At 73.5% G+C, this 26,217-nt stretch carries 27 protein-coding genes and 1 tRNA gene; 18 read left to right on the top strand and 10 right to left on the bottom strand.

Features of this window, described 5'->3' with window-relative positions; translation table 11 throughout:
- Positions 1–10: 10 nt before the first annotated feature.
- Positions 11–1,678, bottom strand: coding sequence for a copper resistance CopC/CopD family protein (locus tag PVK74_RS27240; RefSeq protein WP_043330589.1), 1,668 nt, complete (start codon positions 1,676–1,678; stop codon positions 11–13).
- Between the two features lie 222 nt (positions 1,679–1,900).
- On the opposite strand from PVK74_RS27240, the gene PVK74_RS27235 reads away from it, so the two are divergent.
- From PVK74_RS27235 to PVK74_RS27215, 5 genes are all read left to right on the top strand, one after another.
- Positions 1,901–2,488 (top strand): sigma-70 family RNA polymerase sigma factor, encoded by a 588-nt coding sequence (locus PVK74_RS27235; RefSeq protein WP_064446940.1) that lies wholly within the window; start codon positions 1,901–1,903, stop codon positions 2,486–2,488.
- 30 nt (positions 2,489–2,518) lie between these two features.
- Complete coding sequence (locus PVK74_RS27230) at positions 2,519–3,043, top strand: MauE/DoxX family redox-associated membrane protein (RefSeq protein WP_043326143.1); 525 nt, start codon at positions 2,519–2,521, stop codon at positions 3,041–3,043.
- Positions 3,036–3,752, top strand: a complete 717-nt coding sequence (locus PVK74_RS27225; protein ID WP_274477535.1) for a DsbA family protein — start codon at positions 3,036–3,038, stop codon at positions 3,750–3,752. The genes PVK74_RS27230 and PVK74_RS27225 overlap by 8 nt, the downstream gene beginning before the upstream one ends.
- Positions 3,749–4,840 carry a hypothetical protein gene (locus PVK74_RS27220; RefSeq protein ID WP_274477534.1) on the top strand — a complete coding sequence of 364 codons (1,092 nt, stop codon included), beginning with the start codon at positions 3,749–3,751 and terminating at the stop codon, positions 4,838–4,840. The genes PVK74_RS27225 and PVK74_RS27220 overlap by 4 nt, the downstream gene beginning before the upstream one ends.
- Positions 4,841–5,174: 334 nt before the next feature.
- The gene (locus PVK74_RS27215; protein WP_274479270.1) at positions 5,175–6,374 is read left to right on the top strand and encodes an IS110 family RNA-guided transposase; all 1,200 of its coding nucleotides are present in this window, start codon (positions 5,175–5,177) and stop codon (positions 6,372–6,374) included.
- 142 nt (positions 6,375–6,516) lie between these two features.
- On the opposite strand, the gene PVK74_RS27210 is transcribed toward PVK74_RS27215, so the two are convergent.
- Genes PVK74_RS27210 through PVK74_RS27195 form a run of 4 tightly spaced genes read right to left on the bottom strand, consistent with a single transcriptional unit; the run spans position 6,517 to position 9,210 of the window.
- Positions 6,517–7,278: an energy-coupling factor ABC transporter ATP-binding protein gene (locus tag PVK74_RS27210; RefSeq protein ID WP_043326148.1), complete on the bottom strand. Its 762-nt coding sequence runs from the start codon at positions 7,276–7,278 to the stop codon at positions 6,517–6,519.
- Positions 7,275–8,045 carry a cobalt ECF transporter T component CbiQ gene (gene cbiQ, locus PVK74_RS27205; RefSeq protein WP_043326150.1) on the bottom strand — a complete coding sequence of 257 codons (771 nt, stop codon included), beginning with the start codon at positions 8,043–8,045 and terminating at the stop codon, positions 7,275–7,277. The genes PVK74_RS27210 and cbiQ overlap by 4 nt, the downstream gene beginning before the upstream one ends.
- Before the next feature lie 2 nt (positions 8,046–8,047).
- Positions 8,048–8,494: a PDGLE domain-containing protein gene (locus PVK74_RS27200; protein WP_274477533.1), complete on the bottom strand. Its 447-nt coding sequence runs from the start codon at positions 8,492–8,494 to the stop codon at positions 8,048–8,050.
- Positions 8,491–9,210: an energy-coupling factor ABC transporter permease gene (locus tag PVK74_RS27195; protein WP_069087509.1), complete on the bottom strand. Its 720-nt coding sequence runs from the start codon at positions 9,208–9,210 to the stop codon at positions 8,491–8,493. The genes PVK74_RS27200 and PVK74_RS27195 overlap by 4 nt, the downstream gene beginning before the upstream one ends.
- Before the next feature lie 123 nt (positions 9,211–9,333).
- Here PVK74_RS27195 and bcp point away from each other — a divergent pair, with 123 nt between their 5' ends.
- The 3 genes from bcp (at position 9,334) to PVK74_RS27180 (ending at position 10,600) form a co-directional block, all read left to right on the top strand.
- Complete coding sequence (gene bcp, locus PVK74_RS27190) at positions 9,334–9,804, top strand: thioredoxin-dependent thiol peroxidase (protein WP_043326156.1); 471 nt, start codon at positions 9,334–9,336, stop codon at positions 9,802–9,804.
- 108 nt (positions 9,805–9,912) lie between these two features.
- A tRNA-Leu gene (locus PVK74_RS27185) sits at positions 9,913–9,988 on the top strand.
- A gap of 84 nt (positions 9,989–10,072) precedes the next feature.
- A complete protein-coding gene (locus PVK74_RS27180) occupies positions 10,073–10,600 on the top strand; it encodes a GNAT family N-acetyltransferase (RefSeq protein ID WP_064446937.1) in 528 nt (175 codons plus the stop codon).
- Between the two features lie 111 nt (positions 10,601–10,711).
- Here PVK74_RS27180 and PVK74_RS27175 read toward each other — a convergent pair whose 3' ends face one another.
- Positions 10,712–11,710 carry an expansin EXLX1 family cellulose-binding protein gene (locus PVK74_RS27175; protein WP_274477532.1) on the bottom strand — a complete coding sequence of 333 codons (999 nt, stop codon included), beginning with the start codon at positions 11,708–11,710 and terminating at the stop codon, positions 10,712–10,714.
- Positions 11,711–11,781: 71 nt separating this feature from the next.
- Entirely contained in the window at positions 11,782–12,081 is a 300-nt protein-coding gene (locus PVK74_RS27170) for a hypothetical protein (protein ID WP_274477531.1), read from the bottom strand.
- Between the two features lie 165 nt (positions 12,082–12,246).
- On the opposite strand from PVK74_RS27170, the gene PVK74_RS27165 reads away from it, so the two are divergent.
- Positions 12,247–13,314 carry an LCP family protein gene (locus PVK74_RS27165; RefSeq protein WP_043326162.1) on the top strand — a complete coding sequence of 356 codons (1,068 nt, stop codon included), beginning with the start codon at positions 12,247–12,249 and terminating at the stop codon, positions 13,312–13,314.
- A gap of 109 nt (positions 13,315–13,423) precedes the next feature.
- Entirely contained in the window at positions 13,424–14,866 is a 1,443-nt protein-coding gene (locus tag PVK74_RS27160; RefSeq protein WP_274477530.1) for a sugar transferase, read from the top strand.
- Here the strand turns inward: PVK74_RS27160 and rfbD are convergent.
- Complete coding sequence (gene rfbD / locus PVK74_RS27155) at positions 14,835–15,713, bottom strand: dTDP-4-dehydrorhamnose reductase (protein ID WP_274479325.1); 879 nt, start codon at positions 15,711–15,713, stop codon at positions 14,835–14,837. The two genes, PVK74_RS27160 and rfbD, sit on opposite strands and share 32 nt — an antisense overlap.
- A complete protein-coding gene (gene rfbB, locus PVK74_RS27150; protein WP_274477529.1) occupies positions 15,710–16,711 on the bottom strand; it encodes a dTDP-glucose 4,6-dehydratase in 1,002 nt (333 codons plus the stop codon). The genes rfbD and rfbB overlap by 4 nt, the downstream gene beginning before the upstream one ends.
- Before the next feature lie 86 nt (positions 16,712–16,797).
- Here rfbB and rfbA point away from each other — a divergent pair, with 86 nt between their 5' ends.
- Genes rfbA through PVK74_RS27110 form a run of 8 tightly spaced genes read left to right on the top strand, consistent with a single transcriptional unit; the run spans position 16,798 to position 24,518 of the window.
- Positions 16,798–17,679, top strand: coding sequence for a glucose-1-phosphate thymidylyltransferase RfbA (gene rfbA, locus PVK74_RS27145; RefSeq protein WP_043326169.1), 882 nt, complete (start codon positions 16,798–16,800; stop codon positions 17,677–17,679).
- Positions 17,676–18,278, top strand: coding sequence for a dTDP-4-dehydrorhamnose 3,5-epimerase family protein (locus PVK74_RS27140; RefSeq protein WP_043326171.1), 603 nt, complete (start codon positions 17,676–17,678; stop codon positions 18,276–18,278). Before rfbA ends, PVK74_RS27140 begins: the two co-directional genes overlap by 4 nt.
- A complete protein-coding gene (locus PVK74_RS27135) occupies positions 18,275–19,543 on the top strand; it encodes a hypothetical protein (RefSeq protein ID WP_274477528.1) in 1,269 nt (422 codons plus the stop codon). Before PVK74_RS27140 ends, PVK74_RS27135 begins: the two co-directional genes overlap by 4 nt.
- A gap of 1 nt (position 19,544) precedes the next feature.
- Complete coding sequence (locus PVK74_RS27130) at positions 19,545–20,396, top strand: glycosyltransferase (protein WP_274477527.1); 852 nt, start codon at positions 19,545–19,547, stop codon at positions 20,394–20,396.
- A complete protein-coding gene (locus PVK74_RS27125) occupies positions 20,393–21,469 on the top strand; it encodes a glycosyltransferase family 4 protein (protein ID WP_064446932.1) in 1,077 nt (358 codons plus the stop codon). Before PVK74_RS27130 ends, PVK74_RS27125 begins: the two co-directional genes overlap by 4 nt.
- 5 nt (positions 21,470–21,474) lie before the next feature.
- On the top strand, positions 21,475–22,383 hold the full coding sequence (locus PVK74_RS27120; RefSeq protein WP_233514569.1) for a glycosyltransferase family 2 protein: 909 nt from the start codon (positions 21,475–21,477) through the stop codon (positions 22,381–22,383).
- Positions 22,383–23,213 carry a glycosyltransferase family 2 protein gene (locus tag PVK74_RS27115; protein ID WP_274477526.1) on the top strand — a complete coding sequence of 277 codons (831 nt, stop codon included), beginning with the start codon at positions 22,383–22,385 and terminating at the stop codon, positions 23,211–23,213. The genes PVK74_RS27120 and PVK74_RS27115 overlap by 1 nt, the downstream gene beginning before the upstream one ends.
- 15 nt (positions 23,214–23,228) lie before the next feature.
- Positions 23,229–24,518 (top strand): acyltransferase family protein, encoded by a 1,290-nt coding sequence (locus PVK74_RS27110; protein WP_274477525.1) that lies wholly within the window; start codon positions 23,229–23,231, stop codon positions 24,516–24,518.
- Here PVK74_RS27110 and PVK74_RS27105 read toward each other — a convergent pair.
- Positions 24,434–26,149, bottom strand: coding sequence for an O-antigen ligase family protein (locus PVK74_RS27105; protein WP_274477524.1), 1,716 nt, complete (start codon positions 26,147–26,149; stop codon positions 24,434–24,436). The two genes, PVK74_RS27110 and PVK74_RS27105, sit on opposite strands and share 85 nt — an antisense overlap.
- Positions 26,150–26,217 lie beyond the last annotated feature (68 nt).

Raw genomic sequence — 26,217 nt, 5'->3', positions numbered from 1 at the left:
GACCTTCCCGTTACTTGATCGGCACGGTGGCGGTCACCGTGGCCTGGTCGATGTCGGACGTGCGGACGGTGATGCGCAACTGCCAGTCACCACGGGCCGGCAGGTTGACCTCCCCGGTGGCGTGGTTGTCGCTCAACGGCAGCAGCGGAACCGTGATCGGCTCGATCCCGGCCGACGGCAGGGCGGCGGTCACCTTCCACTCCTGCACCGGCTGCGGCCGGTTGTCCGGGGTGTAGGCGTACAGGTGCATCGAGTTGTTGCCGGTCTCGGCCGGGTCCAGCTCGACCTGCAGCGAGTAGATCGGGCTGCTCAGCGTGGTGGAGAAGTAGCCGGGCGAGGCGCCCGGCGCGTCCGCGACGGCGGTCCGCGCCGGTGTGGTCTGCACGAGCGTCGCCGACACGCCCAGCACCACCGCCGTGATCACCAGCTCGGCCACCACCGCCCGCCGCATCGAGCCCGGCCGTCCGGCGGCGACCCGCCGCCGCACCAGCGCCCGGGAGTACGCGGCCACGCCGATCACCAGCGCGAACAGCGCGATCTTGGCGAGCAGCAGCTGCCCGTACGTGGTGTCGATCAGGGCCTGGAGGCTGGCCACCTCGATCAGCCCCTGCACGGTGCCGGCCAGCAGCAGCGCGGCCACCGCGAGCGCCGCCCAGCGGGACCAGATCGGCAGGATCGCGTCCAGCTCGCGCTCGTCGGCCCGGCGCAGCAGGAACACCGCGAGCATCACCAGCCCGCCGAGCCAGACCGCCATGGCGCCCAGGTGCACCGCGTCCACCACCACCGACACGGCCGGGGCCGGCGAGGCCGCCGCGTGCCCGGCGAGCGGCCAGGTGAACAGCGCGGCGCCGCCGAGAACGGCGAGGATGATCCCGTCGGTGCGGCCGACCGGGCCGGCGAACAGCGGCCGGAGCAGGAACGCCGCCGCGGCGAGCAGGCCCAGCCGGACCAGGTGGGTCGTGCCGTACGCGCTGCCGAGCACGTCGCCGAGCCCGGAGCCGGTCACGTCGAACAGGCCGCCGCCGTTGACGTAGGGCACCTGGAGCCAGATCTCGGCCAGCGTCGCCACCGCCAGCACGCCCAGCCCGGTCCAGGCCAGCCGGGCCGGGCCGCGGCGGGACAGCCGGCGCGGCCAGAGCGCGGCCAGCACCAGCGCCGGGCCGACGAGCAGCAGCAACCCGGCGTAGCCGGCGTACTTCGCCACCTTCACCGCGGTCTCGGTCACCGGGTTCGCCCGGTTGTCGGTGCCGCTGTCCGTCGGCGGCTCGGACGGCGCGCCGACGGAGTAGGTGAAGGCGCCGGAGACCGGGTGACTGTCCGCCGAGATGACCCGGTAACTCACCAGATAGGTGCCGCGCCCCGCGCCGGGGTCCACCGGGATGGTGACCTCGGCGCCCTGGAACGTCGGCTCGCCCCGGTCGGCCCGCGAGCCGTCGGGGGCGATCACGCGGACCTTCCCGGGCACCTTGCGGACGCTCTCGCTGAAGGTGATCACCACCTGCGCGGGCGCGTCGGGCACCACGGCGGAGGCGGCCGGGCTGCTGCTCACCAGCACCGCGTGGGCGCTGGCCGGGGTGGCCGGGACGAGCAGCAGGGCGACCAGCAGGAGCAGCAGCCCGGCGACGGCCCCGGATCGGGCGGCGACGGCCCGGGACGGGCGGCGTACGGCAGCAGTCATGACCGCCATGGTTCCCGAACCGGAGCCGATCCGGCGAGCCGGTCCCGGGCGGGCGTGACCGAGCGCCCACCCGGCGCGGCGGCGCGCGCCACGCCGGGCCTGCTCGGAGGTCATGGGAGGGTAGTCGGACGGCGGCGGGAAAAAGTTCCCGGCGTGTGCGGGACCACGGAATGGGCCGAAGGACCCTGTCCCCTCCAGGTACGCCGCGTAACCTCGGGTGACGTGATCCCCGGCTCGCGTGACACCGCCGACGACCGCCCCGAGGCGGCCGCCGAGGCTGTCCGGGACACGGCCACCGGCTGGGCGCTCGCCGCCCGCGACGGGGACCGCGACGCGCAGGCCGCCCTCGTCCGGGCCACCCAGGCCGAGGTGTGGCGCTTCGCCGCCGCGCTCGTCGACCCGGACAGCGCGGACGACCTGACCCAGGAGACGTACCTGCGGGCGTTCCGGGCGCTGCCCGGCTTCGAGGGGCGCTCCAGCGTGCGTACCTGGTTGCTCGGCATCGCCCGCCGGGCCTGCGCCGACCACCTGCGCACGGTGGTACGCCGCCGGCGGCTCGACGCGCGACTCGCCGCCCAGGCCGCCACCGACCGCCCCTACCCGGACCCGGCCGGTCAGCTCGGCGCCACCGACCTGGTCCGCCGGCTACCGGCCGAGCGGCGCTCCGCGTTCGTGCTCACCCAGTTGCTCGGCCTGTCCTACGCCGAGGCCGCCGACGTGGAGGGGGTGCCGGTGGGCACCATCCGCTCCCGGGTGGCCCGCGCCCGGGACGAACTGGTCGGCGCCGTCGGCGACACGATGACCGGATAGCGGGAACCTTTCGTGACGCTCGGACGACGAATGACTGTGACCCCCTCCCCCTCCCCGGCCGGCCGCTGGCAGACCCTGCGCCCCTGGCTCGGCGTCGCCGCCCGCCTCGGACTGGCCGCCGTCTGGCTGATCGCCGGCGGCACCAAGGTCGGCGATCTCGCCGCCTCCGGCCGGGCCGTCAACGCCTACCAGGTGATGCCGTACGAGCTGGCCACCGTGATCGGCGCGGCGCTGCCCTTCGTCGAGCTGGCCCTGGGTCTGCTGCTTCTCGCCGGGCTGGCCACCCGGGTCAGCGCCGGGATCTCGGCGGTGCTGCTCGTGGTCTTCATCGCCGGCATCGCCTCGGCCTGGGCGCGCGGCCTGGCCATCGACTGCGGGTGCTTCGGCAGCGGCGGCCAGCTCGCCGCCGGCGAGACACCCAGTTACCTCCCGGAGATCCTCCGGGACCTGGGGTTCCTGGCGCTCGCCGGGTTCCTGCTGATCTGGCCCCGCACGCCGTTCTCGGTGGACGGCTGGCTGGCCGGCGACGACACCGTGGAGGACACCGATGAGTAGCCGCAAGGGCCGCAGGGACGCGGCGCGGGTGGTACGCGAGCAGATCGCCCGGGAGAAGCGTCGCAAGCGCACGCTCTGGACCACGATCGCCGCCGTGCTGGTGCTGGTCATCGCCGGTGGCATCGGCTGGGCCGTCTACTCCAGCCAGAAGTCGGACGACTTCACCGCGCCGCCCGGCGCGAACGACGCCGGCACCGGCATCGTCCAGGGCACCGGGCCGGTCACCATCGACCTGTACGAGGACTACCTCTGCCCGGCCTGCAAGCAGTTCCAGCAGATCAACGGCGAGACGCTCAACCAGCTCGTCACCGAGGGCAAGGCCAAGCTGGTGTTCCACCCGGTCGCCTTCCTCAACCGCTTCTCCACCACCGAGTACTCCACCCGCTCCTCGGCCGCCTCCGGCTGCGCCGCGCAGGGCGGCAAGTTCCGCGAGTTCACCGACCAGCTCTTCGCCAAGCAGCCGCCGGAGGGCGGCGCCGGGCTCAGCAACGACGAGCTGGTCGACATCGGCGCGGGCGTCGGGCTGAACCGGGACGAGTTCGCGTCCTGCGTCTCCGACGGCACGTACCGGTCGTGGACCGAGCACGTCACCGACGAGGCGAGCAAGTCCGGCGTGACCAGCACCCCGACCATCAAGATCAACGGAAGTGAGCTGCGGGACCGCAGCCCCGAGGGGATCAGGGCAGCGGTGGAGGCGGCCGGGAAGTGATCCCCGCACCCCTGCGCCGGGCCGCGCTGGTGTTCACCGGCGCGGCCGTCGCCCTGCTCACGTTCGCCGCGCCGGCCGCCGCGCACGGCGCGGACGCGCCCGACGGCACCGACTACCGCGCCACGATCACCGGCGTCGAGCCCGACCGTCCCGGGCTCACCGCCCGCATGGTGGAGGCCGGCGCGCGGCTGGAGCTGACGAACGACACCGGCGCCGACGTCACGGTGATGGGCTACTCCGGCGAGCCGTACCTGCGCGTCGGCCCGGGCGGCGTGTACGAGAACGTCCACTCCCCCGCCACGTACCTGAACCGGACGCTGGCCGGCGAGACCCGGCTGCCCGCCGAGGCGAACCCGGCCGCCGCGCCGGACTGGCGGCGGATCGACGACGGGCCCACCGCCCGCTGGCACGACCAGCGCACGCTGTGGCGGGAGGAGGCGCCGCCGGCCGCCGTCGCCACCGACCCGGACCGGGAGCACCGGGTACGCGACTGGTCGGTGCCGCTGCGCGCCGGTGACACCACCGGAGCCGTACGCGGCACACTGGACTGGGTGCCGCCGCCCGACCCGTACCCCTGGTGGGTGGCCACCACGCTCGGCTTCCTGGTGATCGGCGCGGCCGGGCTCGCGCCGGGCGGCACGACCGCCGGGGTACGCGCGCTGCGCGGAGTGGGCGCACTGCTCGCCCTGGGCGGCGCGGCGACAGTGGCGCTCACCGTCGCCCGGGCGTTCGACACCGGCACCCCGGGCCTCGGCGGAATGCTCGCCGAACTGTTCACCGGGCAGGTGTGGACGCTGCTCACCGGCCTCGGCGCGCTCGCCGCGGGCGGGTACGCGCTGGCCCGCCGCCCGGCCGCCGACTTCGTGCTGGCGCTGGCCGGCGCGTGCCTGACGGTGTTCGCCGGGGTGACGAACCTCGCCGCGCTGTCCCGCGCGATCCCCCCGGCCGCCGGCCCGCCGGTCCTGGTGCGGGTGCTGGTGGTGGTCGGCCTGGCGACGGGAGCCGGCGCGGTCGCGGCGGGCCTGTTGCGCCTGCGCACCGCAGCAAGAGCAGCCCGCCCCACCCCCCACCCAACCCCCACGCCCTGACCATCTGCGAGCGCCGGGCAGCCCGAGTGGAACACCACGGGTGTCAAACCGCCCTCGACACACCCATCACGTTCCACTCCCGCCGCACTCACCCCGTTACCTTTTTGGTCGTCCCCAGCCGGGGACCCTCGGTCGCCCGGCCCGGTATGACTTCCTGCCCCTGTCGTTCGGATGATCCGGGGGGTGTTGTCGCCGGGTCGGGTGGCGTCGGTGGACCGCTGATAGGGACACGGCCACCCGTGTTCGGGGTAGGTCTCTTCGTAACGTGGCTGCCGGCAGTCCGACGCTCAGACCAGCGGCCGAGGCCACGGAGCGATGCGTGGAGGCGGGTGTGGTGCACGGCGGATATGGCGTCTACCTCGGCTTGGACGTCGGCAAAGAGGGTCACCACGCGGTCGGGTTGGCGCCGGACGGCAAGCGGCTGCACGATGCGGCGTTGCCGAACACTGAGGCCCGGCTGCGGCAGTTGTTCGACAAACTCGCCCGTCACGGCCGGGTGCTGGTGGTGGTCGACCAGCCGGCCTCGATCGGTGCCTTGCCGGTCGCGGTGGCTCGGGCGGCCGGGCATCAGGTGGCCTACCTGCCTGGCCTGGCGATGCGGCGCATCGCTGACCTGCATCCCGGTGCGGCGAAGACCGACGCCCGGGACGCCTACGTCATCGCCGATGCGGCCCGGACCCTGCCGCACACGCTGCGGCGGGTCGACGTCGGCGACGAAGCCCTTGCGGAGCTGGAGGTGCTGGTCGGCTTCGACGACGACCTCGCCGGCGAAGCCACCCGCGTGTCGAACCGGATCCGTGGTCTGCTGACGCAGATCCATCCCGCCCTGGAACGGGTCCTCGGCCCGAAGGTTCACCACAAGGCCGTGCTGGAGTTGCTGTCACGCTGCGGCGGCCCGGTCGGGCTGCGCAAGGCAGGCCGCCGCAAGCTGATGGCGATCGCCGCCGTCCACGCACCCCGCATGGGTGAACGCCTGGTCGAGCAGATCATGACCGCCCTGGACGAGCAGACCGTCACCGTCCCCGGCACCCAGGCCGCGGAGACGATCCTGCCCCGCCTCGCCGACACCCTCCGCGACATCCTGCGGCAACGCGACCAGGCCGCCGGCGAGGTCGAGAGGATGCTTGATGCACACCCTCTTGCCCCGGTCCTGACCTCGATGCCCGGCATCGGCGTCAGGACCGCCGCCCGGATCCTGCTCGAAGTCGGCGACGGCACCGCCTTCCCGACTCCCGGGCACCTCGCCGCCTACGCCGGCCTCGCCCCCGTCACCCGACGATCCGGCAGCAGCATCCGCGGCGAACACCCACCCCGCGGCGGCAACAAGAACCTCAAACGGGCGTTCTTCCTCGCCGCGTTCGCTGCCCTCGCTGACCCCACCAGCCGCGCCTACTACGACCGAAAGAGAGCCGAGGGCAAGCGCCACAACGCCGCCCTCATCTGCCTCGCCCGCCGCCGCTGCGACGTCCTGTTCGCCATGCTCCGCGACAAGATCCCCTACCAGCCCCGCCCAGCCACGCCGATCGCCGCTTGACGAAACCCATAGGGACACCCCCCCGGGCGGCGCGATCTTGCAGTTGCCGCCCCGAGCGCGCGGCTTTTGCCCGGAATGCCCGGGCGGAAAGTGCAAGATCGCGGCGGAGGGGGACGGGCGGGAGGGAGGGGCTAGGGCGGGGTCAGGACGGGCGGGGGGCGAAGCCGTAGGGGAGTTCCAGGCGGTGGGCCGTCAGCAGCGCCTCGTCGGACAGGAGGTCCGCGGTCGGGGCGTCGGCGACGATGCGGCCGCCGTCCAGGATCACCGAGCGGGGGCACAGCTCGGCCGCGTACGGCAGGTCGTGCGTGACCATGAGCAGCGTCACCGGCAGGGCGCGCAGGATCTCCGCCAGCTCCCGCCGGGCGGCCGGGTCGAGGTTCGACGACGGCTCGTCCAGCACCAGGATCTCCGGGCGCATGGCCAGCACAGTGGCCACCGCCACCCGGCGCCGCTGCCCGAACGACAGGTGGTGCGGGGCGCGGTCCCGGTGCTCGCTCATCCCGACCGCCGCGAGCGCCTCGTCGACCCGGGCGGCCAGCTCGGCGCCGCGCAGGCCCAGGTTGGCCGGGCCGAACGCCACGTCCTCGGCGACCGTGGGCAGGAACAGCTGGTCGTCCGGGTCCTGGAAGACGATGCCGACGCGGCGGCGTACCTCGGCCAGCGTGTCCCGGTCCCGGGTGACGGTGAGGCCGCCGACGCTCACCGTGCCCTCGGTCGGGGTGAGGATGCCGTTGAGGTGCAGCACGAGCGTGGTCTTGCCGGCGCCGTTGGGCCCGAGCAGCGCCACCCGATCGCCGCGCGGCACGGTCAGGTCCACGCCGTGCAGGGCGACGTGACCGTCCGGGTACGCGTACCGGACGCCGTCGACGTCGAGGGAGGGCGGCTGCTGCACGTACCCGATCATTGCAGGACGAGCGCGACGGCGGCGATGGTGGCCGCGATCGCCGGCACCGTCGCGGCGACCGCCCACTGGCCGGCGGTGGCCGCGCCGGCCCCCTGCCACACCGCCGGCATCCGGCCGGTGTAGCCCCGGGAGAGCATCGCCAGGTAGACCCGCTCGCCGCGCTCGAACGCGCGCAGGAACAGCGCGCCGACCCCGGCCGCGAAGCCGCGCAACTGCCACAGGAACCGCGGGTCGTCGCCGCGCGACACCCGCGCCACGCGCATCCGGCGGGCCTCGCCGACCAGCACCTCCAGGTAGCGCAGCATGAACGTGGCGATCTGGGTGAGGATCTGCGGGCACCGCAGCCGGTCCAGGCCGAGCAGCAGGTCCCGCGTCGTCGTGGTCGCCGCCAGCAGAAGCGACGCGAGTACGCCGAGCGTGCCCTTGGCGAGGATGTTGAACGCGCCGTGCAGCCCGTCCACGGACAGGGCGAGCCCCGCCACCTCGACCCGCTCCCCCGCCCCGAGGAACGGCAGCGCGAACGCGAACAGCACGAACGGCAGCTCGATCAGCGCCCGGCTGAGCAGCCAGCGCGGGCCGACCCGGGCCAGCGCGGCCACCACGGCGACCAGGAGCGCGTACCCGCCGAAGGCCCAGTACGCCTCCCGGGGCGTGGCCACCACCGCGACGGTGAACAGCACCATCGCGGCGATCTTCACCTCGGGTGGAAGGCGGTGCACCGGCGAGCCGGACTCGCGGTAGAGGACGTGCGCGTGACCGGCGCCCACGGTCAGCGGCTGCCGGTGGACGGGGTCGCTGCGTCGTCCGCCGGGTCGGCGCTCGCGGTGTCCGGGGCGGGCGTGGCGGGCGCGGCGGGGCCGGCGGACGTGGCGGGCGTGGCGGGGCCGCGGCGGCGGGCCAGCCAGAACAGGCCGGCGCCGAACGCGAAGGTGAGCAGCACGCCGAGCACGCCGGACAGGCCGGTGGAGACGAAGTCGTTGCCGATTCCGCGTACGCCGTAGTCGGCCAGCGGGCTGTCCGCCAGCTCGTGGTCCTTCGCCTCCTGGGCCGGACAGCTGCCGCCGGTGATCTCGTCGTCGGCGTTCACCGTGCAGCCCTTGAGCAGCGAAGAGTCGAGCCCGTCCGGGTGCGAGGAGGCGTAGTTGCTGACCACGCCCGCCAGCAGCAGCGCCACCAGCAGGCCGCCGAGAAGGAACGGCCACTGACGCTTGCTCATCGGGCACCTCCGGCGACCGGGACGGCGGGAGCCGGCGTGGCCGGCTTGAGGGCGCGCAGCGCGTACACCAGGTCGGGCCGGACCTTCGCGACGGTGACCACGGTGGTCGCGGTGATCAGGCCCTCGCCGATGCCGATCAGCAGGTGGGCGAAGGCCATGGTGCCGGCCAGGCCGGTGAGGTTGCCGCCGAGGTCGGTGGTGCCGCCCAGCCAGTACTGCAGGACGAAGCCCTGGGACGCGACCACCACGCTGACCAGCGCGGACACGAACGCGGTGACCGCCAGGCCGGCCGGGGTACGCGGCAGCACACGCAGCAGGAGCGCGATCAGCAGGTACGCGGCGGCGGTGCCGAGCAGCGCCATGTTGGTGATGTTGAGGCCGAGCATCGCCACGCCGCCGTCGCCGAAGACCAGCGCCTGCACGATGAGCACCACGGCCACGCAGAGCGCGCCGACCCAGGGGCCGACGAGCATCGCCGCGAGCGCGCCCCCGAGCAGGTGGCCGCTGACCCCGGCGGTGAAGATCGGGAAGTTGAGCATCTGCACGGCGAAGATGAACGCCGCCACCAGCCCGGCCATCGGGGCCAGCCGGTCGTCGAGGTCGGCTCGGCCCCGCATCACGCAGAACGCGAGCGCGGCGAGGGCGAGAGCCGCGAAGATCGCGGCGACCGGACCGTTGATGATCCCGTTGGAGATGTGCATCGCCAGGGTGTCCACGCGCTCAGCGTATTTCCAGGAAGGCACTGTTGCCAATATCTGGCAACAACCTCATGATGGCCGTCACCGCGTCCGCGCGTCGCCGTCCGCCGAGCGCACCGGCCCGGCGGTATCGTCACCGCCATGACCGACCGCCTCAAGCCCGGCGACCCCGCCCCCGAATTCACCCTTCCCACCGACGACGGCGGGACACTCTCCCTGGCCGACCTGCGCGGCCGCAAGGTCATCCTGTACGCGTACCCGGCCGCCATGACGCCCGGCTGCACCAAGCAGGCATGTGACTTCCGGGACTCCCTCGCCTCCCTGCAGGCCGCCGGCTACGAGGTGGTGGGCATCTCGCCGGACAAGCCGGCCAAGCTGGCGAAGTTCCGCGAGCGGGACGCGATCACGTTCCCGCTGGTCTCCGACGCGGACAAGGCGGTGCTGACCGCGTACGGCGCGTTCGGCGAGAAGCAGATGTACGGCCGCACGGTCACCGGCGTGATCCGCTCGACGTTCGTCGTGGACGAGGACGGCAAGATCGAGCAGGCGTTCTACAACGTGCGGGCCACCGGCCACGTCGCCAAGCTGCGCCGGGATCTCGGGCTCGACTGAGGTCGGCGCGCGGTGCGGCTCGTGACGGCCGCGCCGCAGTGGTGACCCCGAATGTGGTCTACGATCCGGAGGCTGTGACACCGGTCCGCGGGCGGTGGTCACGATGAAGGGGCCGTAGCCCAACGGCAGAGGCATGCGGTTTAGGTCCGCACCAGTGCGGGTTCGAATCCCGCCGGCCCTACCAGTCGCCGGTGCCACGCGCACCGGCGACTGTCGGGAAGGTCACGAACGCGGGTCCGCACCGCGTCGCCACGAGCAGGATTACGGCGTGGACCTGCGTTTCTCCCTCGACCCCGACCTGACCCCCGAGCTGCGCGAACAGATCATCGCGCTCTGGGTGGACGTGACGAACGCCGGCGGCGCCGTCGGCTTCGTCGCCCCCGTGACCGCCGACGAGGTACGCCCGCTCGCCACCTCCACGCTCGACGAGGTCGCGGACGGGCCGGACCGGCTACTCGTCGGCCACGAGGGCGAAAAGCTGGTCGCGGTGCTGGTCATCGCCGACAACCGGTTCCACCTCAAGACGCACTGGCGGGTGCTCAAGCGCGTCATGGTGCACCCCGACACGCAGGGGCGCGGCCACGGCGCGGCGCTGATGCGCGAGGCCGAGCGGATCGCCCGAGGGCTGGGCCTGGCGGCGCTGCACGTGACGGTCCGCGACGGGCTGGGGCTGGACCGCTTCTACAAGCGCCTCGGCTACCGCGAGATCGGCCGCCTCCCCGCCGCGCTGCGCCTGTCCGCCACCGACGCCCGCGACGAGATCCTCATGTGGCTGGACCTCCCCACCCCAACCTGACCCCTCGCCCCGCCCCCCGCCGCGCTGATCTTGCACTCATGGCCCCGGCAGATCGGGCATTCACGACACGCACGGGTCCCCAAGTGCAAGATCAGCGAGGGCGGGGGCGGGCTAGGCGCAGCTTGTGGGGGTGGGTGGGGTGGCGGCTGCCTGCACGACGGGGTCGGCGAGGGCTGACGTGGGGGCCGCGGGGGTGGGGGTGGATGCGGTCGGGGTCGGGGTGGACGGGGTCGGGGATGCGGGGCGGGACTTCTTCGGGGTCGGTGTGGTGGCGGCGGGCTTCGCGCCGTACATCCGGACCGCGCTGCGCTGCACCTGGCCCGGGAGCATCCGGACGCCGGTGGCGGTCGCGCGGTTGCCGTACACGTCGGTGACCCGGATCGTGTACGGGCCGGGGCCGGCGCCGGAATCGATCAGCCAGTAGTTGTAGTCCTGCCGCTGGGCCGCCCGCCACGATCCGTTCTGCCGGACCTCGACCGAGCGCAGCGGGTTGCCGTGGTCACCGACCAGGACGGCGAACCACCACTGCGACGAGCCCTCCTTCATGCGGAAGGTGAGCGGCCCGGACAGCGGCGGGTTCACCACGGCCCGGTAGCTGACCTTCACCACTCCCTGCACCGGGTCGGCGATCCGGGCGAACGCTTCCGCGGACAGGTCGAGGTGGCCGGGGGCGCACTCCGGGCACTGGTCCATGACGAGCACCCGGACCGTGCCGCGCGGACCGGTGACGTCGAGGAACCCGCCGCAGGAGGCGCCGGCCGCGTACTCGCCCGGGCCGAGCGCGACGTACATCCGGTTGGCCGGGGCGGCGGGGCGGGAGCAGTTGCCGCCGGCGCCCGCGGAGTCGTAGAAGGTGGCCTTGCCGCTGCGGGTCGTCCCACCGACGGGCGGAGCGGCGCCGAGTGGACCCGCCGCCAGGACCGGGACGCCGGCGGGTGGAGGCGGGGCCGCGCAGGCGGGGGCGGCGCCGCCGCGTACCGCGAGGGCGACAGCGACCGCCGCCGCGACGGTGACCAGACCGGCGGCGGCGAGCCGGCGACGGCGCGTGGCCGCACGGCTGGCGGGCGCGTGGTCGTCGGTCGGCGGGTGGGGTACGGTGCCGTCGGTCACGCCGGTCGATGCTGCCGGACCGGCGTGCCGCCGGACAAGCGAGCTAAGCGAAAGCTAAACCGGCGCGGCGGCTAGTACGGCCGGACCGCGCGGGCGGTGGCGACGATGCCGGCCAGCTCGTCGGCGAGGTCGGGGCGTCCGCGCAGCGAGTCCTCCAGGCGGACGCGCCACACTCCGGTCTCGACCGGGATCCGGTCGTCGCCGGACCAACGGACCCGGTCGCGGGTCTCGTCGAGGGCCGCCCATGTGGCGGGGCCGAGCAGATCGCCGAGTACACGGTAGAGCCAGCGGAACAGTTCCTCGTCGTGGATCGACGCGCCGATGACGCGGGCCGCGTCCCACGCCACCCGGGGCTGGTGGATAACCTGCATCTCGACTCCTCGGTCGACCTGGCTGCCCCACCATCATCGATCCGTGACGCTCCTCACGGCAAGGCCCGGCACGCCGGTCGTGCGGCTCGCCGACCGGTGCCGAGGCCCACCGCCTGCCGTCCGAGGGTCCCCCCGCGGCGCAGCGCGAATCAGTAGCATCGCAGCATGTCAGATCGCCATCAGCTCGCCGATTCCGACGCCCGCTCCGGGGTCTCCGATGTGGAGGCGGGCGAGCCGGTGCGGGAGAAGGCGCCGCGCCGTCGCCGGGGCCGCCGGATCGCCCTGATCGTGCTGCTCGTGATGGTGCTGCTCGCCGGCGGGGGCGCGCTGGCCGGCGGCCTGTACTACCGCTCCGTCGACAAGTCGATCGAACGGGTCGACGCCTTCGAGGGCGTACCGGAGGAGTCGCGCCCGCAGGTCGAGGTCAAGGGCGCCATGAACATCATGATCCTGGGCAGCGACTCCCGCGACCCGGAGAGCACCGGCGGTTCGCGCAGCGACACGATCATCCTGGCCCACCTGCCGAAGGACCGGTCGAGCGCCCAGCTCATCTCGATCCCGCGGGACACCTGGACGGCCGTCCCGAAGTCGAAGGAGGGTCGCGGCGGTCGCGACGCGAAGATCAATGCCGCGTACGCCTGGGGCGGTGTGCCGCTGATGGTGCAGACGGTGGAGAAGTTCAGCGGCGTACGGGTGGACAACGTGGCGATGGTGGACTTCGCCGGCTTCAAGGAGATCATCGACGCGCTGGGCGGTGTCGAGATCGACGTGGAGAAGGGGTTCACCACGAACTACTCGCTGATCGGCACGCGGACGTTCAAGAAGGGCCGCCAGACCATGGACGGCGCCGCCGCGCTCGACTACGCGCGGGAACGGCACGCCTTCCCCGACGGCGACTTCGCCCGCATCCGGCACCAGCAGCAGGTGATCAAGGCCATTCTGGACAAGGCCGCCTCGGGCGGGGTGATGACCAACCCGGCGAAGCTCAACTCGTTCGTCCGCGCCACGTCGAACTCGGTGGCCGTCGACAAATCACTGTCTCTGGTGGACCTCGCGATGGAGATGCGTGGCCTGCGCAGCGGCAATCTGACGTTCTTCACCTGCCCGGTGAAGGGGACCGGCCGGGTCGGCAGCGAGAGCGTCGTGTTCCCGGATCCGGCGCGCGCGAAGACGCTGTTCGACGCGGTCCGCCGCGACTCGGTCCCGGAGATTCTCGCCGTCAGCGGAAAGTAGGACGTCGATCTGCCATGCCGGTGGTGGCGGCGCGGCGGGGCCGCTCGTATCCTGCGATCGTCGTCGGTCTCCGCATCCGGGCCGGCGGCGTCACGGGGGAGGATCGACAATGCCACGCCTTCCGGCGTTCGAGCATCCGGCCGCGCCGTCGAGCGATCCGCCGATGAACAGCGGCCTGGACACGACAACGGTCCTGCCCTACGCCGGGTCGCGGGCGTCGACGCGTACCCGATGGGTGCGCGCATGGATGGTGACCGCGCCCATCGACGTGGCGGCGCTGCTCGCGCCGCTGCTGCTGACCCAGAACTACTGGCGCGGCACGCTGGCCAACGCGGCCCTGACGGTGGGCTTCTTCGCGGCGGGCGGACTGTACCGGCCGCGCCGGCACATCAGCATCCTGGACGAGCTGCCGAGCCTCGGCGGGCGGCTGCTGGCCTCCGGCGCGGTGGTGGCGATCATCGCGGCGCTGCGGCACGACTCGGTGCCGCACGTGAGCGGCTTCGTCCAGGGCGTCGCGTTCTCCGCCGGCCTGGTGATCGTCGGGCGCGCGCTGAACAGCCGGCTCGTCCTGCTGGCCCGTAAGCGCCGGTGGGTGGAGCGCAACACCATCGTCATCGGCGGCGGTCCGATCGGCGGGGAGCTGGCCCGGCTGCTGCGCCGCCACCCGCAGTACGGGCTGCGGTTCGTCGGCGCGGTGGACGCCCCGTCGAGGCCCCGCATGGGGGCGTTGCCGCTGATCGGCACGATCGACGACCTGGAGAAGCTCACCGACATGCTGGAGTGCGAGGTCCTGGTCATCGCCGACCCGGACTGCTCCGAGTCGGAGCTGATGGAGTCGCTGCTGCGTCCGGCCAGCTCGCGGTGTGACCTGTGGGCGGTGCCCCGGCTGTGGGGCTCGCGGTCGCAGGGCGGCTACCCCGACCACATCGGCGCCATTCCGATCGTCAAGATCGGCGACACCACGCTCACCGGCCCCCGGTGGCGGCTCAAGCGGGCCTCGGACGTGGTCTTCGCGGTGACCGCGCTGGTGGTGCTGAGCCCGCTGCTGCTGCTCTGCGCCCTCGCCACGTTCCTCGACGGCGGCCGGGGCGTGTTCTTCCGGCAGGAGCGCATCGGCCGGTTCGGCAAGCCGTTCCACGTCATCAAGTTCCGGTCGATGCGCCCGGAGGACGAGCACGAGTCGCAGACGACCTGGTCCATCGCCCACGATCAGCGGGTCGGGCCGATCGGGCGGTTCATGCGGCGCACCTCGCTGGACGAGCTGCCGCAACTGTGGAACATCCTGCGCGGTGAGATGAGCGTGGTGGGGCCCCGCCCGGAGCGGCCGTACTTCGTGGAGAAGTTCTCGGTGGAGTACCCGACCTACGCGATGCGGCACCGCGTACCGGTCGGGCTCACCGGGCTGGCGCAGGTCAGCGGCCTGCGCGGGGACACGCCGATCTCGGACCGGGCGCGGTTCGACAACTACTACGTCGAGAACTGGTCGCTCTGGCTCGACGTCAAGATCGTGCTGCGTACCGTCAGCGAGGTGTTCCGGGGCGGTGGAGGCTGAGCGCCTCGGCCAGGTCCGCGTGCCAGTCCCCGGGCGGCGGCAGCTTCGCCGCGGCCCACCGGCCGTGCGCGAGCACGCTGTAGCGGGGACGCCGCGCCGGGCGCGGGAAACTGTCGCTCGTGGTGGGCCGGATCCGGTCCGGGTCCAGGCCGCGCAGGGCGAACACGGCGCGGGCCAGGCCGTACCAGGTGGTCTCGCCGGCGGCGGTGCCGTGGTACGTCCCGGGCGCCGCGTCGCCGGCCAGCGCCGCGTCGGCGAGCGCCACGAGCCGCTCCGCGAGACGGTACGACCAGGTGGGCTGCCCGCGCTGGTCGTCCACCACGTCGAGCCGGTCGCGTTCGGCGGCCAGCCGCAGCATCGTGGTGACGAAGTTGCGGCCGTGGGTGGCGTAGAGCCAGGCGGTACGCACCACGTACCCGGTCTCGGGCAGCAGCCGGGCCACCGCAAGCTCCCCGGCGAGCTTGCCGCGCCCGTACGCGTTGACCGGGCCGGTCGGGGCGTCCTCCGGGTACGGCTCGACCGCGTCCCCGGCGAACACGTAGTCGGTGGAGACGTGCACCAGGCGCGCGCCGGACCCGGCGCAGGCGTGGGCCAGGTGGGCGACCGCGTCGCCGTTGACAGCCGTGGCGTCCGCCTCGCGGGTCTCCGCGCCGTCCACGTCGGTCCACGCTGCGGCGTTGAGCACCACGTCGTGCCCGCTCACCGCGTCCCGGACGGCGTGGGCGTCGGTGACGTCGAGGCCGGCGCGGGTGGCGGCGGTGACCGACAGGTCCGGCCGGGTCCGCAGCACGGCGAGCAGGTCCCGCCCCAGCATGCCGCCCGCGCCGGTGACGAGCACCCGGGTCACCGGTGGCCGGCCGTCTTCAGCGGTTCCCACCAGGCCCGGTTGTCCCGGTACCAGCGCACGGTTTCGGCCAGGCCCCGGTCGAGGTCGATGGTCGGGGCGTACCCCAGCTCGTCGCTGATCTTGCTGATGTCCAGCGAGTAGCGGCGGTCGTGGCCCTTGCGGTCGGTGACCGGGACGACCCGGTCCCAGCCGGCTCCGCAGGCGGCCAGGAGCCGCTCGGTGAGCTGCCGGTTGGTCAGCTCGGTGCCGCCGCCGATGTGGTAGACCTCGCCGGCCCGCCCCTTCTCCTGGACCATCGCCACGCCCCGGCAGTGGTCGTGCACGTGCAGCCAGTCCCGCACGTTGCCGCCGTCGCCGTAGAGCGGCACGGTGCCGCCGTCGAGCAGGTTCGTCACGAACAGCGGGACGACCTTCTCCGGGTACTGGTACGGCCCGTAGTTGTTGGAGCAGCGCGTCACCACCACGTCCAGGCCGTGGGTGCGGTGGTAGGCCAGCGCCAGCAGGTCGGACCCGGCCTTCGAGGCGGAGTACGGCGAGTTCGGCGACAGCGGCCAGTCCTCCGTCCAGGAGCCGGAGTCGATCGAGCCGTACACCTCGTCGGTGGAGACGTGCACGAACCGGCCGGCGCCGTGACGCAGCGCGGCGTCCAGCAGCGTCTGGGTGCCGAGCACGTTCGTGGTGACGAACGGCGCCGCGCCGGTGATCGAGCGGTCCACGTGCGACTCGGCGGCGAAGTGGACGATCACGTCGTGGCCGGGCACCACCTCGTCGACGAGCGCCGCGTCGCAGATGTCGCCCTGCACGAAGCGCAGGCGCGGGTCGTCGCGTACCGGGGCCAGGTTCGCCAGGTTGCCGGAGTAGGTGAGCTTGTCCAGCACGGTGAGCGCCGTGGGCGCCGTCGCGGGCACCCCGGCCGCGTCGCCGCCGGGCACGCCCAGCAGCATCCGCACGTACTCCGACCCGATGAAGCCGGCGCCGCCGGTGACGAGGATCCTCACGGGTGGAGGAGTCTACGCCGTACCCGCAGCGCAGGCGGGACGTCGACGGGCCACGGTGGTGACGGCGTCACGGGTAGTCTCCGCGAGTGCGTGGAATCCTTCTCGCCGGCGGCACCGGGTCCCGGTTGTGGCCGATCACCCGGGCCGTCTCCAAGCAGCTGATGCCGGTGTTCGACAAGCCGATGGTCTACTACCCGCTCTCCACTCTGGTGATGGCCGGCGTGCGGGAGATCCTGGTGGTGACCACTCCGGAGGACCGCGCCCAGTTCGAGCGGCTGCTCGGCGACGGCAGCCAGTGGGGGCTGCGGCTGGCGTACGCCGAACAGCCCCGTCCGGAGGGCATCGCGCAGGCGCTGGTGCTCGGCGCGGACTTCATCGGCGACGAGTCGGTGGCGCTGATCCTCGGCGACAACATCTTCCACGGCGTCGGGCTCGGCCGGCAGCTCGCCCAGCACGGCGAACCGGCGGGCGGCCGGGTCTTCGCGTACCCGGTGGCGAACCCGCAGGCGTACGGCGTGGTCGAGTTCGACGCCGACGGCCGGGTGCTCTCGATCGAGGAGAAGCCGGCCCGTCCCCGGTCCCGGTACGCGGTGCCCGGCCTCTACTTCTACGACAACCGGGCGGTCGACATCGCCCGCAAGCTGACGCCGAGCGCGCGCGGCGAGCTGGAGATCACGGCGGTCAACGAGACGTACCGGGCGTGGGGCGAGCTGACCGTGACGGTCCTCGACCGGGGCACGGCGTGGCTGGACACCGGCACGTTCACCTCGATGATGCAGGCCGCGGAGTTCGTCCGGGTGATCGAGGAGCGCCAGGGCATGAAGATCGGCTGCGTCGAGGAGGTGGTCTGGCGGTCCGGGCTGATCGACGACGAGCGGCTGCGCGTGCTCGCCCATCCGCTGACCCGCAGCGGCTACGGCGAATACCTGCTGGGCCTGCTGGCCGAGCGGAGCGGGACCGAAGGATGAAGATCCGGCCGCTGAGCATCGAGGGGGCGTGGGAGATCACGCCCCGGCAGCACGGCGACTCCCGCGGGTTGTTCATGGAGTGGTACCGGTTCGACCGGCTCGCCGAGGTGGTCGGGCGTCCGCTGCGGCTGGCCCAGGGCAACCTGTCCGTCTCCGCGCGGGGCGTGGTCCGCGGCATCCACTTCGCCGACGTCCCGCCCGGCCAGGCCAAGTACGTGACCTGCGTACGCGGGGCCGTGGTCGACCTGGTGGTGGACATCCGGGTGGGCTCGCCGACGTTCGGCCGGTGGGAGGCGGTGCGGCTGGACGACGTCGACCGGCGAGCCGTCTATCTCAGCGAGGGCCTGGGGCACGGTTTCTGCGCGCTGACCGACGACGCCACGCTCAGCTATCTCTGCTCCACCACCTACAACCCGGGCGCCGAGCACACGGTGCACCCTCTCGACCCGGACCTGGCGATCGACTGGCCGGCCGAGGCACCGGTGCTGTCGGCCCGCGACGCCGCCGCGCCGAGCCTGGCCCACGCGCGTACGGCCGGGCTCCTGCCCGACTACCGCCGTACCCGCACCTGTGCCGCACCGTTCGGGGGCGACGAGTGACAGGCGGTTCGCTGGTCGACGCCGCGCAGTCCTCGTCGGACCCCGGCACGACGCCTCCGTCCGGGCACCGGGCGGCCGGTCTGCTGCGGCGGCTCGTCGCGCCCGAGCGCCTCTATCTCGGCGCGCTGGGACTGACCGGCCTGGCGGCGGTCATGTCGGTGGCGCTGCCCGCGGCGGAGCGCGGCGAACTGTCGGCAAACATGGTGAGCGCGACGCTCGGCGCGGCCGTCGGCGGGCTGTCGCTCGACACCTTCCTCATCTCGCGTCCGGCCGGCTGGGTGCAGTCCCGGGGACGGACGTACGTGATCGCGATCCTCGGCGTCGCCGTACTCCTCTCCGGTGTCGCCGCCGCGCTGCTCACCGCGGCGGCGGGCGTCGGCGCCTATCTGGTCGGCGTCGGGTCCGCGGTGGGTCTGACCGTGTTCAACACGGTCTCGTCGCTCGCCCTGCGGCAGCGCAGCTTCCGGCTGGTCTACGCGATGCGCGCGGCGAGCGGCGCGGTCCTGGTCGCCGGGTACGCCGCCCTCTACGCCGCCGGCCGGCTCGACGGCGGCGTGTGGAGCATGGTGTGGCTCGCGGTGCAGTGGCTCAGCGCCTTCGCCGTGTGCGGCCTGGTCCTGGTCCGGCTGCGGCGGGCCGGCGCGGCCCCGGCGCCCACCTCGACCGGCGCGGACCTCCGGGCCGACCTGCTCGCGGCCGGGAGCCTGCACCTGGGCATCTTCGCGCAGATGATGACGCTGCGGTTCAACCAGGTCCTGGTGGCCCGGTTCGCCGGGGCCGGTCCGCTCGGCGTCTACGCGCTGGCGGTCGCCGCCCTGGAGTTCGCGCAGGCCGGAGCCGTGGTGCGGGCACAGCGCATCCTCGCCGACCGGGACGGTGGGAACGGCCCGGACCCGACGCGGGCGGTGGTGACGGCGGCCCTGCCGATCGCCCTGGCCGCGATCGTCGGGCTCGGCGTGCTGGGCTTCCTGGCGCCGGAGTACCGGCACGCCTGGCTCCTCGGGCTGCTGCTCCTGCCGGGCTCGCTGGCCACGGCGGCCGGAAAGAGCTGGAGCGCCCTGCTGCTGAAGCGGCGGGGTGAGAGGGCGACCACTGTGGTCGCCGTGGTCACGTCGGCGGTCGCGGTTCCGGCATACCTCGGCGTCATCCCGTGGGCCGGTGTGGTCGGGGCGGCGGTCGCCTCCTCGCTCGCCTACGCCGTACACGCGTTCGCGTCGAGAGCGAGCCTGCGCCGGGCGCAGCCGCCGAATCCTGGGATGGTGTGAGTTGGACGTCTCGATCGTGGTTCTCGCCTGGGAGGACTTCCACCGCACCCGCGACTGCGTGCTGTCCCTGCCCGCCGAGGCCGAGATCGTCGTGGTGGACAACGGCAGCTCGGCGGAGATCCGCGAGGCGCTGAGCGAGTTCTGCGCCCAGCAGGGCGTCACCTACGTCCAGTCCGGCTCGAACCTGGGGTACGCCCGCGGCATGAACCTCGGCGTACGGCACACCAGCAGGGCGAACGTCATCCTCTCCAACAACGACATCTTCGTGCACGGTGACGCGGTGGCCCGGCTGCTGACAGCTCTGGAGGACCCGGAGGTGGGCGCCGCCTTCCCCGCTGTGGTGACGCCGGAGGGCGTGCCGCAGACCGAGGGCGGCCGGTTCCTGACCATGGGGGTCGGGCTGGGCCACGCCACCGGGCTGAGCCTCGTGGTGCCGCGCCTGCGGATCGTCGCGCCCCCGGAGCAGGCGGACTGGCTGACCGGGCCGTTCGTCGCGTTGCGGCGCAGCACCTTCGACGCCATCGGCGGAGTCGACGAGACGTCGTTCTTCTACTCCGAGGACATGCGGCTGTGCTGGGCGGTACGCCGGCAGGGCAAACGGCTGGCGTACGTGGCGGACGCCGTGATCATGCACGAGGACGACGCGACCGCCAAGCGGCGCTGGTCGGCGGAGGAGATCTCCGAGCGGCGTACCCGGGAGTTCATCCGGGCCAGCCGGGACCTGGGCGGCCGCCGTGGTCGCGTGGCGGCCACCGCGTACGTCTGCGGCATCCTGCTGCGGGCGGCGGTGGGCCGCGACTCCGTGCGCCGCGCGATCGCGCGCGGGGCCGTCGCGGGGCTGCGTGCGTCGTGAAGGTGCTCTTCGTCTGCACGACCGGTGGCTCCGGGCGGCGGCAGTTGGGCGGCGCGGAACGGATGCTCGCCGAGCTGGTGCCGGCGCACGCCCGTACCGGCGTCGACGTGGTGGCCGCCACCTCGGACGACGAGGTGGGCCGGTCGCTGCGCGAGGCCGGGGTGCCGTGGGTCGGGCTCGGCGCGACCAGCCGGATCGACCTCGGCTACGCACGTCAGATCCGCCGTCTCGTCCGCGAGGTGAAGCCGGACGTGGTCTGCGCCCATCTGCTGTCCGCCGCGATGCACGCGCGGGCCGCGCTCAGCCTGGACCGCACCCCGCTCGTGGTCACCCTGCACAACAGCCTCTGGCAGTACCGGGACACCGCCGGGTCGTGGCAGCAGAAGGCCGCCACCCAGTCCAACATCGCGCTGGACCTGGCGATGCGCCGCCTCCGGCCGCACGCGACGGTGGCGGTGTCCGAGTTCGAGGCCACCGAGCTGCGTGAGCGGGGCCGCGTCCGGAACGTCCACCTGATCCCCAACCCGCTGCCGGCCGACTGGCCCGCCCCGAAACCCGCCGACGCGCCGGCGTCCGGCCGGCGTCCAGTGGTCGGCTACCTGGGCCGGCTGGAACGGGAGAAGGGCGCGGACCTGCTGGCCGAGACCGCCGCGCACCTGCCGGAGATGGACGTCCGGGTCGCCGGGGCCGGCTCGCTGCCGATCGCGGCCCGGCCGAACCTGGAACTCGTCGGCCGGGTCGTCGCGGCGGACTTCCTCCGCGGGATCGACTGCCTCCTGGTGCCGTCGCGGGTCGAGTCGTTCGGGCTCAGCGCGCTGGAGGCGCTGTCCCTGGGCGTACCGGTGGTGCACACCGGGGCCGGCGGGCTGGCCGAGGTCACCCGGCACGCCACCGGCACGCTCGCCGTCCGGGCCGACCCCAGCCCCGCCGCGCTGGCCGGCGCCGTCCGCCGGGCGCTGGCCCAGGCCGGGCCCGCCGAGGAGCGGCGGGGTGTGGCCGAGTGGTACGCCCAGGAGTACGCCTTCGACCGGTGCGTGACGCGCTGGCAGAGCCTGTACCGGTCGCTGCGGTGACCGCCGTGGAACTGACTGTCGTCACGGTGCTCTACCGGTCCGCCGGCATGCTCGCCGAGACGCTGCCCACCTGGGTACGCAGCGCCGAAGGGCTGCCGGTGCGGTTCGTCTTCGCCGACAACTGGCCCGAGGACGGCTGCGCGGAGATCATCGCCGGTTGCCTCGACCAGGACCGGTACCGGTACCTTCCCGACTCGTCCAACCCGGGCTTCGCGGCCGGCTGCAACCGGGCCGTCGCGGCCACCACCACCGGCCACGTGCTGCTGCTGAATCCGGACGTCTGGCTGCCCGACGGCGCGCTGGCCCGCATCTGCGCCGCCGTCGCGGAGGACCCCGGCACCCCGGTCGCGGTCGGCCTGGCCATGCACGGCGGCGAGTACGTGGGCATCGACCTGAACCCGGTCTCGCTGTTCATCGACCGGTCCGCCACGACGGCACGGGCGCCACTGGGCCCGTCCGGCGGCGCGGCGGTCTTCCCCACCGAGCTGTACCGCAGGTTCGGCGGGTTCTACGAGCACCTGTTCGCCTGGGGTGAGGACGCCGACCTCGCCCTGCGGCTCCACGCCTCGGGGGTTCGTACCCGGGCGCTGGATCTGATGCTGCCGCACGCCGGTGGGCACAGCGTCGACGGCGACGACCGGCTCCAGGGCTTCCGGGCGTTCCTCCTGGCCCGCAACCGGCTCCTGGTCGCGGCGCGCACGCTCACCTGGCCGCTGCTGCTCGTCGCGCTGCCGGTCCTCGCGCTGGCGCACGTCGCGCTCGCCGCCCGGCGGGTCCGCCAGGGCCTGCTGCGGCCGTTCCTGCGTGGCGTGGGACACGGCCTGCGGCAGGGGCCGGCCGCCCGCCGGCAGTGGACCGGCAAGCGGTTCGGCTTCGCGACCCTGCTCAGCTATCTGACAGTTCGGAGAGCGTGATGACGGGACACCCGTGGAGTGTCGTGACTGTCACCTACAACTCGGCCGACACGCTGCGCCGCTGCTGGCGCGGCGAGAAGCCGTACGAGTGGATCGTGGTGGACAACGCGTCGTCCGACGACTCGGCGGCGGTGGCCCGGGAGCTGGGCGCGCGGGTCGTCCGGCTGCCGGAGAACGTGGGCTTCTCCCGGGCCAACAACGTCGCGCTGCACGAGGCCGCCGGCAGGTACGTCCTCTTCGCGAACCCGGACCTGGAGGTCCGCCCGGACGGGCTGGAGGCGCTCGCGCGGCACCTGGACGCGCACGGCGGACTGGTGGCGCCCCAACTGCTCTCGACCGACGGGACCCCGCAGCCAAACGGGCGTGGCTTCCCGTACGCCACCGCGAAGCTCGGCAACCGGAAGGTGTGGCCGCTGTCCCGCCTGCACGAGTCGTACCGGATGGTCGCGGAGCCGGGCGAGGTCCGCTACGTTGCCTGGCTGATGGGGGCGGCGGTCGCCGGACGCACCGGGGACCTCGTCGAGCTGGGCGGATGGAACGAGCGTTTCTTCCTCTACTACGAGGACCACGAGCTGGGCCTGCGGGCGTGGCAGCGCGGTTTCCCGGTCGCCCTGCTCGGTGACGTGCGGTGGACCCACCACTGGGCGCGGGCGACGAACTCGGTGCGGTGGTCACCGGCGCACACGCTGGAGCTGCGCAGCGCCCGGATCTTCTTCGGCATGTTCCCCGAGTTCCTGGTCGGCCTGCCGCCGGCTGCCCGCCGGCACCACCGGGCGGCCGGGCTGATCGGTTCACGGGTGCCCGCGCCCCGCCCGCCGGTGGCCGGCTGAGCCGGGTCGGTCCGCGTGTCTCCCCTCCTGAAGGCCGCCGTCCGGCGTGCGCTCGTGTCGCAGCCGCTGGCGAGCGCGTACCACGGGCGGGCCAACGGTTTCGGCGCGCTGCGGCTCGTCTTCGCGCTGGCCGTGGTGCTGTCCCACACCGCCGCCCTCGGGTTCGGGCGTCCGCTGATGCACCGGGTCGACCTGGGCGCCCTGGCGGTGGCGGGCTTCTTCACGATCTCCGGTTTCCTCGTCGTCGGCTCGGCGCGACGCAACTCGGTGCCCCGCTTCCTGTGGCACCGGGCGCTGCGGATCTGGCCCGGGCTGTGGGTCTGCCTGCTGTTCACCGGCCTGGTCGTGGCGCCCCTGCTGTACCTCGACCGGCACGGCACGCTCGACGGGCTGTGGCGCAGCCCGGGCGGCGTGCTCGACTACCTGCGGCTGAACTGGTGGGGCGGGCTGCGGCAGTTCGGCATCGCCGACCTGCTGCGCGGTGACACGCCGTACTGGCACTGGCAGGGCGGGAACACGATCAACGGGTCGTTGTGGACGCTCGCCTACGAGATCTACTGCTATCTGGCGGTGGCCGTCCTGGCCGCGCTGACCGTGCTGCGCCGGCAGCTCCGCTGGGTCACGCTGCTCGCCGTGGTCGCGGTGTTCGGCGTCCTCTGCTGGAACCACCTCCAGCCCGGTGCGGCGCTCTGGACCAGCGGGGCGGTCGGTCCGCTGCCGATGCTCGGCGCGCTGCAGAAGACCTACCTGCTCTGGTTCGGGTTCATGTTCCTGGCCGGCGGGGCCGCCGAGCTGTACCGCGACCGGCTGCCGATGAACGACCTGCTCGGCGTGCTCGCGCTCGGCACGGTCGGCTGGCTCGCCGTGCGGGGCGACTTCGTCGGCCCGGGGGTGTACGCCGTCGACGGCGCGTTCTTCGCACCGGCGCTGCTCGCCTACGCGTACGCCGTCCTCTGGCTCGCCGTACGGCTGCCGCGCGTGCTGCACCGCGTCGGCCGCGACAACGACTACTCGTACGGTGTCTACATCTACTCGTTCGTGGTGCAGCAGGTGCTCGCCAAGTTCGGCCTGCCGGCTCTCGGCGTGGCCGGGTTCTTCCTGGTCAGCGCCGTGCTCAGCCTCGGGCTGGCGATGCTCTCCTGGCATCTGGTGGAGAAGCCGGCGCTGCGGGGAAAGGACTGGACGCCGCCCGCGCTGCGCGAGCCGCCGGATCGGCCGGGTCAGGACGGTCCCGACGCGCCTGCGCTGCCCGGGCGCGCGGCGGGCGCCGAGCCGGATCCGGCCGCCGCGCCGGCCGCTGGCTGACGGGGGCCGGCGGCGGCCGGGGCGGCGGCTTGCGCGCCAGGTTGCCGGCGACGCGGCACCGGCAGCGACCGCGCCGACAGGGACGGGTTGTCGGCGGCGCCCAGCGCGACCGCCAGGAGCAGCACGGCTACGGCGCCCAGCCACAGCCACACGTCGAAGAAGAAGATCTGGGCCGCGAACCCGACCAGCAGGAGGCGGGCCGGCAGCGACCGGAGGTGCCGGTAGAGCAGCACCAGCAGCGCCAGCAGGCAGGCCAGTCCGATCAGGCCGAAGTTGTACCAGAACGTCAGGTAGGTGTTGTCGAAGACCTGGGCCTGGCCGTCGCCGATGCCGACGTTCTCCAGGAAGCGCACGTTGGCCTCCGGCCCGTTGCCGAAGACGACTGTGGACCAGTCGCGGGTGATGCCGTCCCAGACCACGCTCATGCGCGTGAAGCGTGCGTCGGCGCTGGCCGGGTCGGAGATCCGTGATCCCGCCACGTCGACGGAGTCCACGGCGCTGGCGGTGGGCGCGGCCGAGGTCGGCGCGACTGGCTCCGGCGGCAGGGAACTCGCCGCCGGAGGCGCCGGAGCGGCCGGGCTCGGCGCGGCCGGGCTCGGCGCGGCAGGGCTCGGCGCGGCCGGGCTCGGCGTGGCAGCGGGCGATTCGGGGGCCGGCGCCGCCGAACTCGCTGCCGGAGCGGCCGGGCTCGGCGTGGGTGCGGCGGTGGTGGTGTCGGGCCGCAGGGCCGGCGGGTTGACCGCCACGAGCGTGAAGGTGACCGCGGCGACGGCGGCAGCGGCGCCCAGGCCGCGCCAGCTGACCTTCCGCCACTGGAAGAACAGCCAGAGCCCGAGCGCGAGAACCGTGCCCACCCAGGCGCTCCGGGTGCCGGAGAGCACCAGGCCGACGAGGTTGGCGGTGACCGGCACGTACCAGAACCGGCCCCGGAGCGTCAGCGCGACGAGCACCATGGCCATGGCGAACGTGCCGTAGATGATGGGGTGCCCGGACAGGCCCACCGCCCGGGTCGCGTCGAACGCCGAGGTGTAGGTCCAGTCGTACGCGAACTGGTCGAAGATCGGCCAGCTCCGGGAAGCGGTCTGGTACTTGGCGAACACTGCCACGGCGACGCTGAACCAGGTGAGCGCCTCCGCGATCCGCCGGACGGCCCGCCGGTCGTGCCGTGCCTCCTCGGCGAGGTGCCAGGCCAGCACGCCGAAGCACAGCAGGGGCGCGACGCCGACCGCGATCGGCTTCACCCCGTGCCAGTGGACCAGCCCCGCGAGCACCGCGCACGCCGGGAGCAGAAGCGCCGCCGCGAGCGCCTTCGGCGGCCACCCGTCGCGTTCGGCGCGCAGCACCCGCCCCCACGCGGCGAGGAGGAACAGGACCAGCAGCAGCGCGTACGAGGGATTCGTCGGATAGCCGACGTCGATGGTCACCGGGACGGCGAACGCGATGACGAAGACCGCCCAGGTGATCCGGACCGGGTCCGTCAGCACCCAGCCGAGCAGGGCGCCGACGGCGACCCCGAGCGCGAGCTGCCACCTGCCCGTCAGCAGGAACCCGGCCGCCAGAACGACGAGGCCGAGGCCGAGGTAGCGGACCCTGCGCTCCACGCCCCTGATCCGGTCAGCCAACACGCGCACCGCACGATCGTACGGATCAGCAGTGGCCGATCGGCACCAGCCCCGGGGACGGGGACGCGGACCCGCAG

It is taken from the genome of Micromonospora chalcea (genome assembly GCF_028768405.1).
In the GTDB taxonomy this organism is placed as follows: Bacteria; Actinomycetota; Actinomycetes; order Mycobacteriales; family Micromonosporaceae; genus Micromonospora; species Micromonospora chalcea.
The sequence above is the reverse complement of the archived record's forward strand: the minus strand, read 5'-3'. Positions and strand labels throughout refer to the sequence as shown.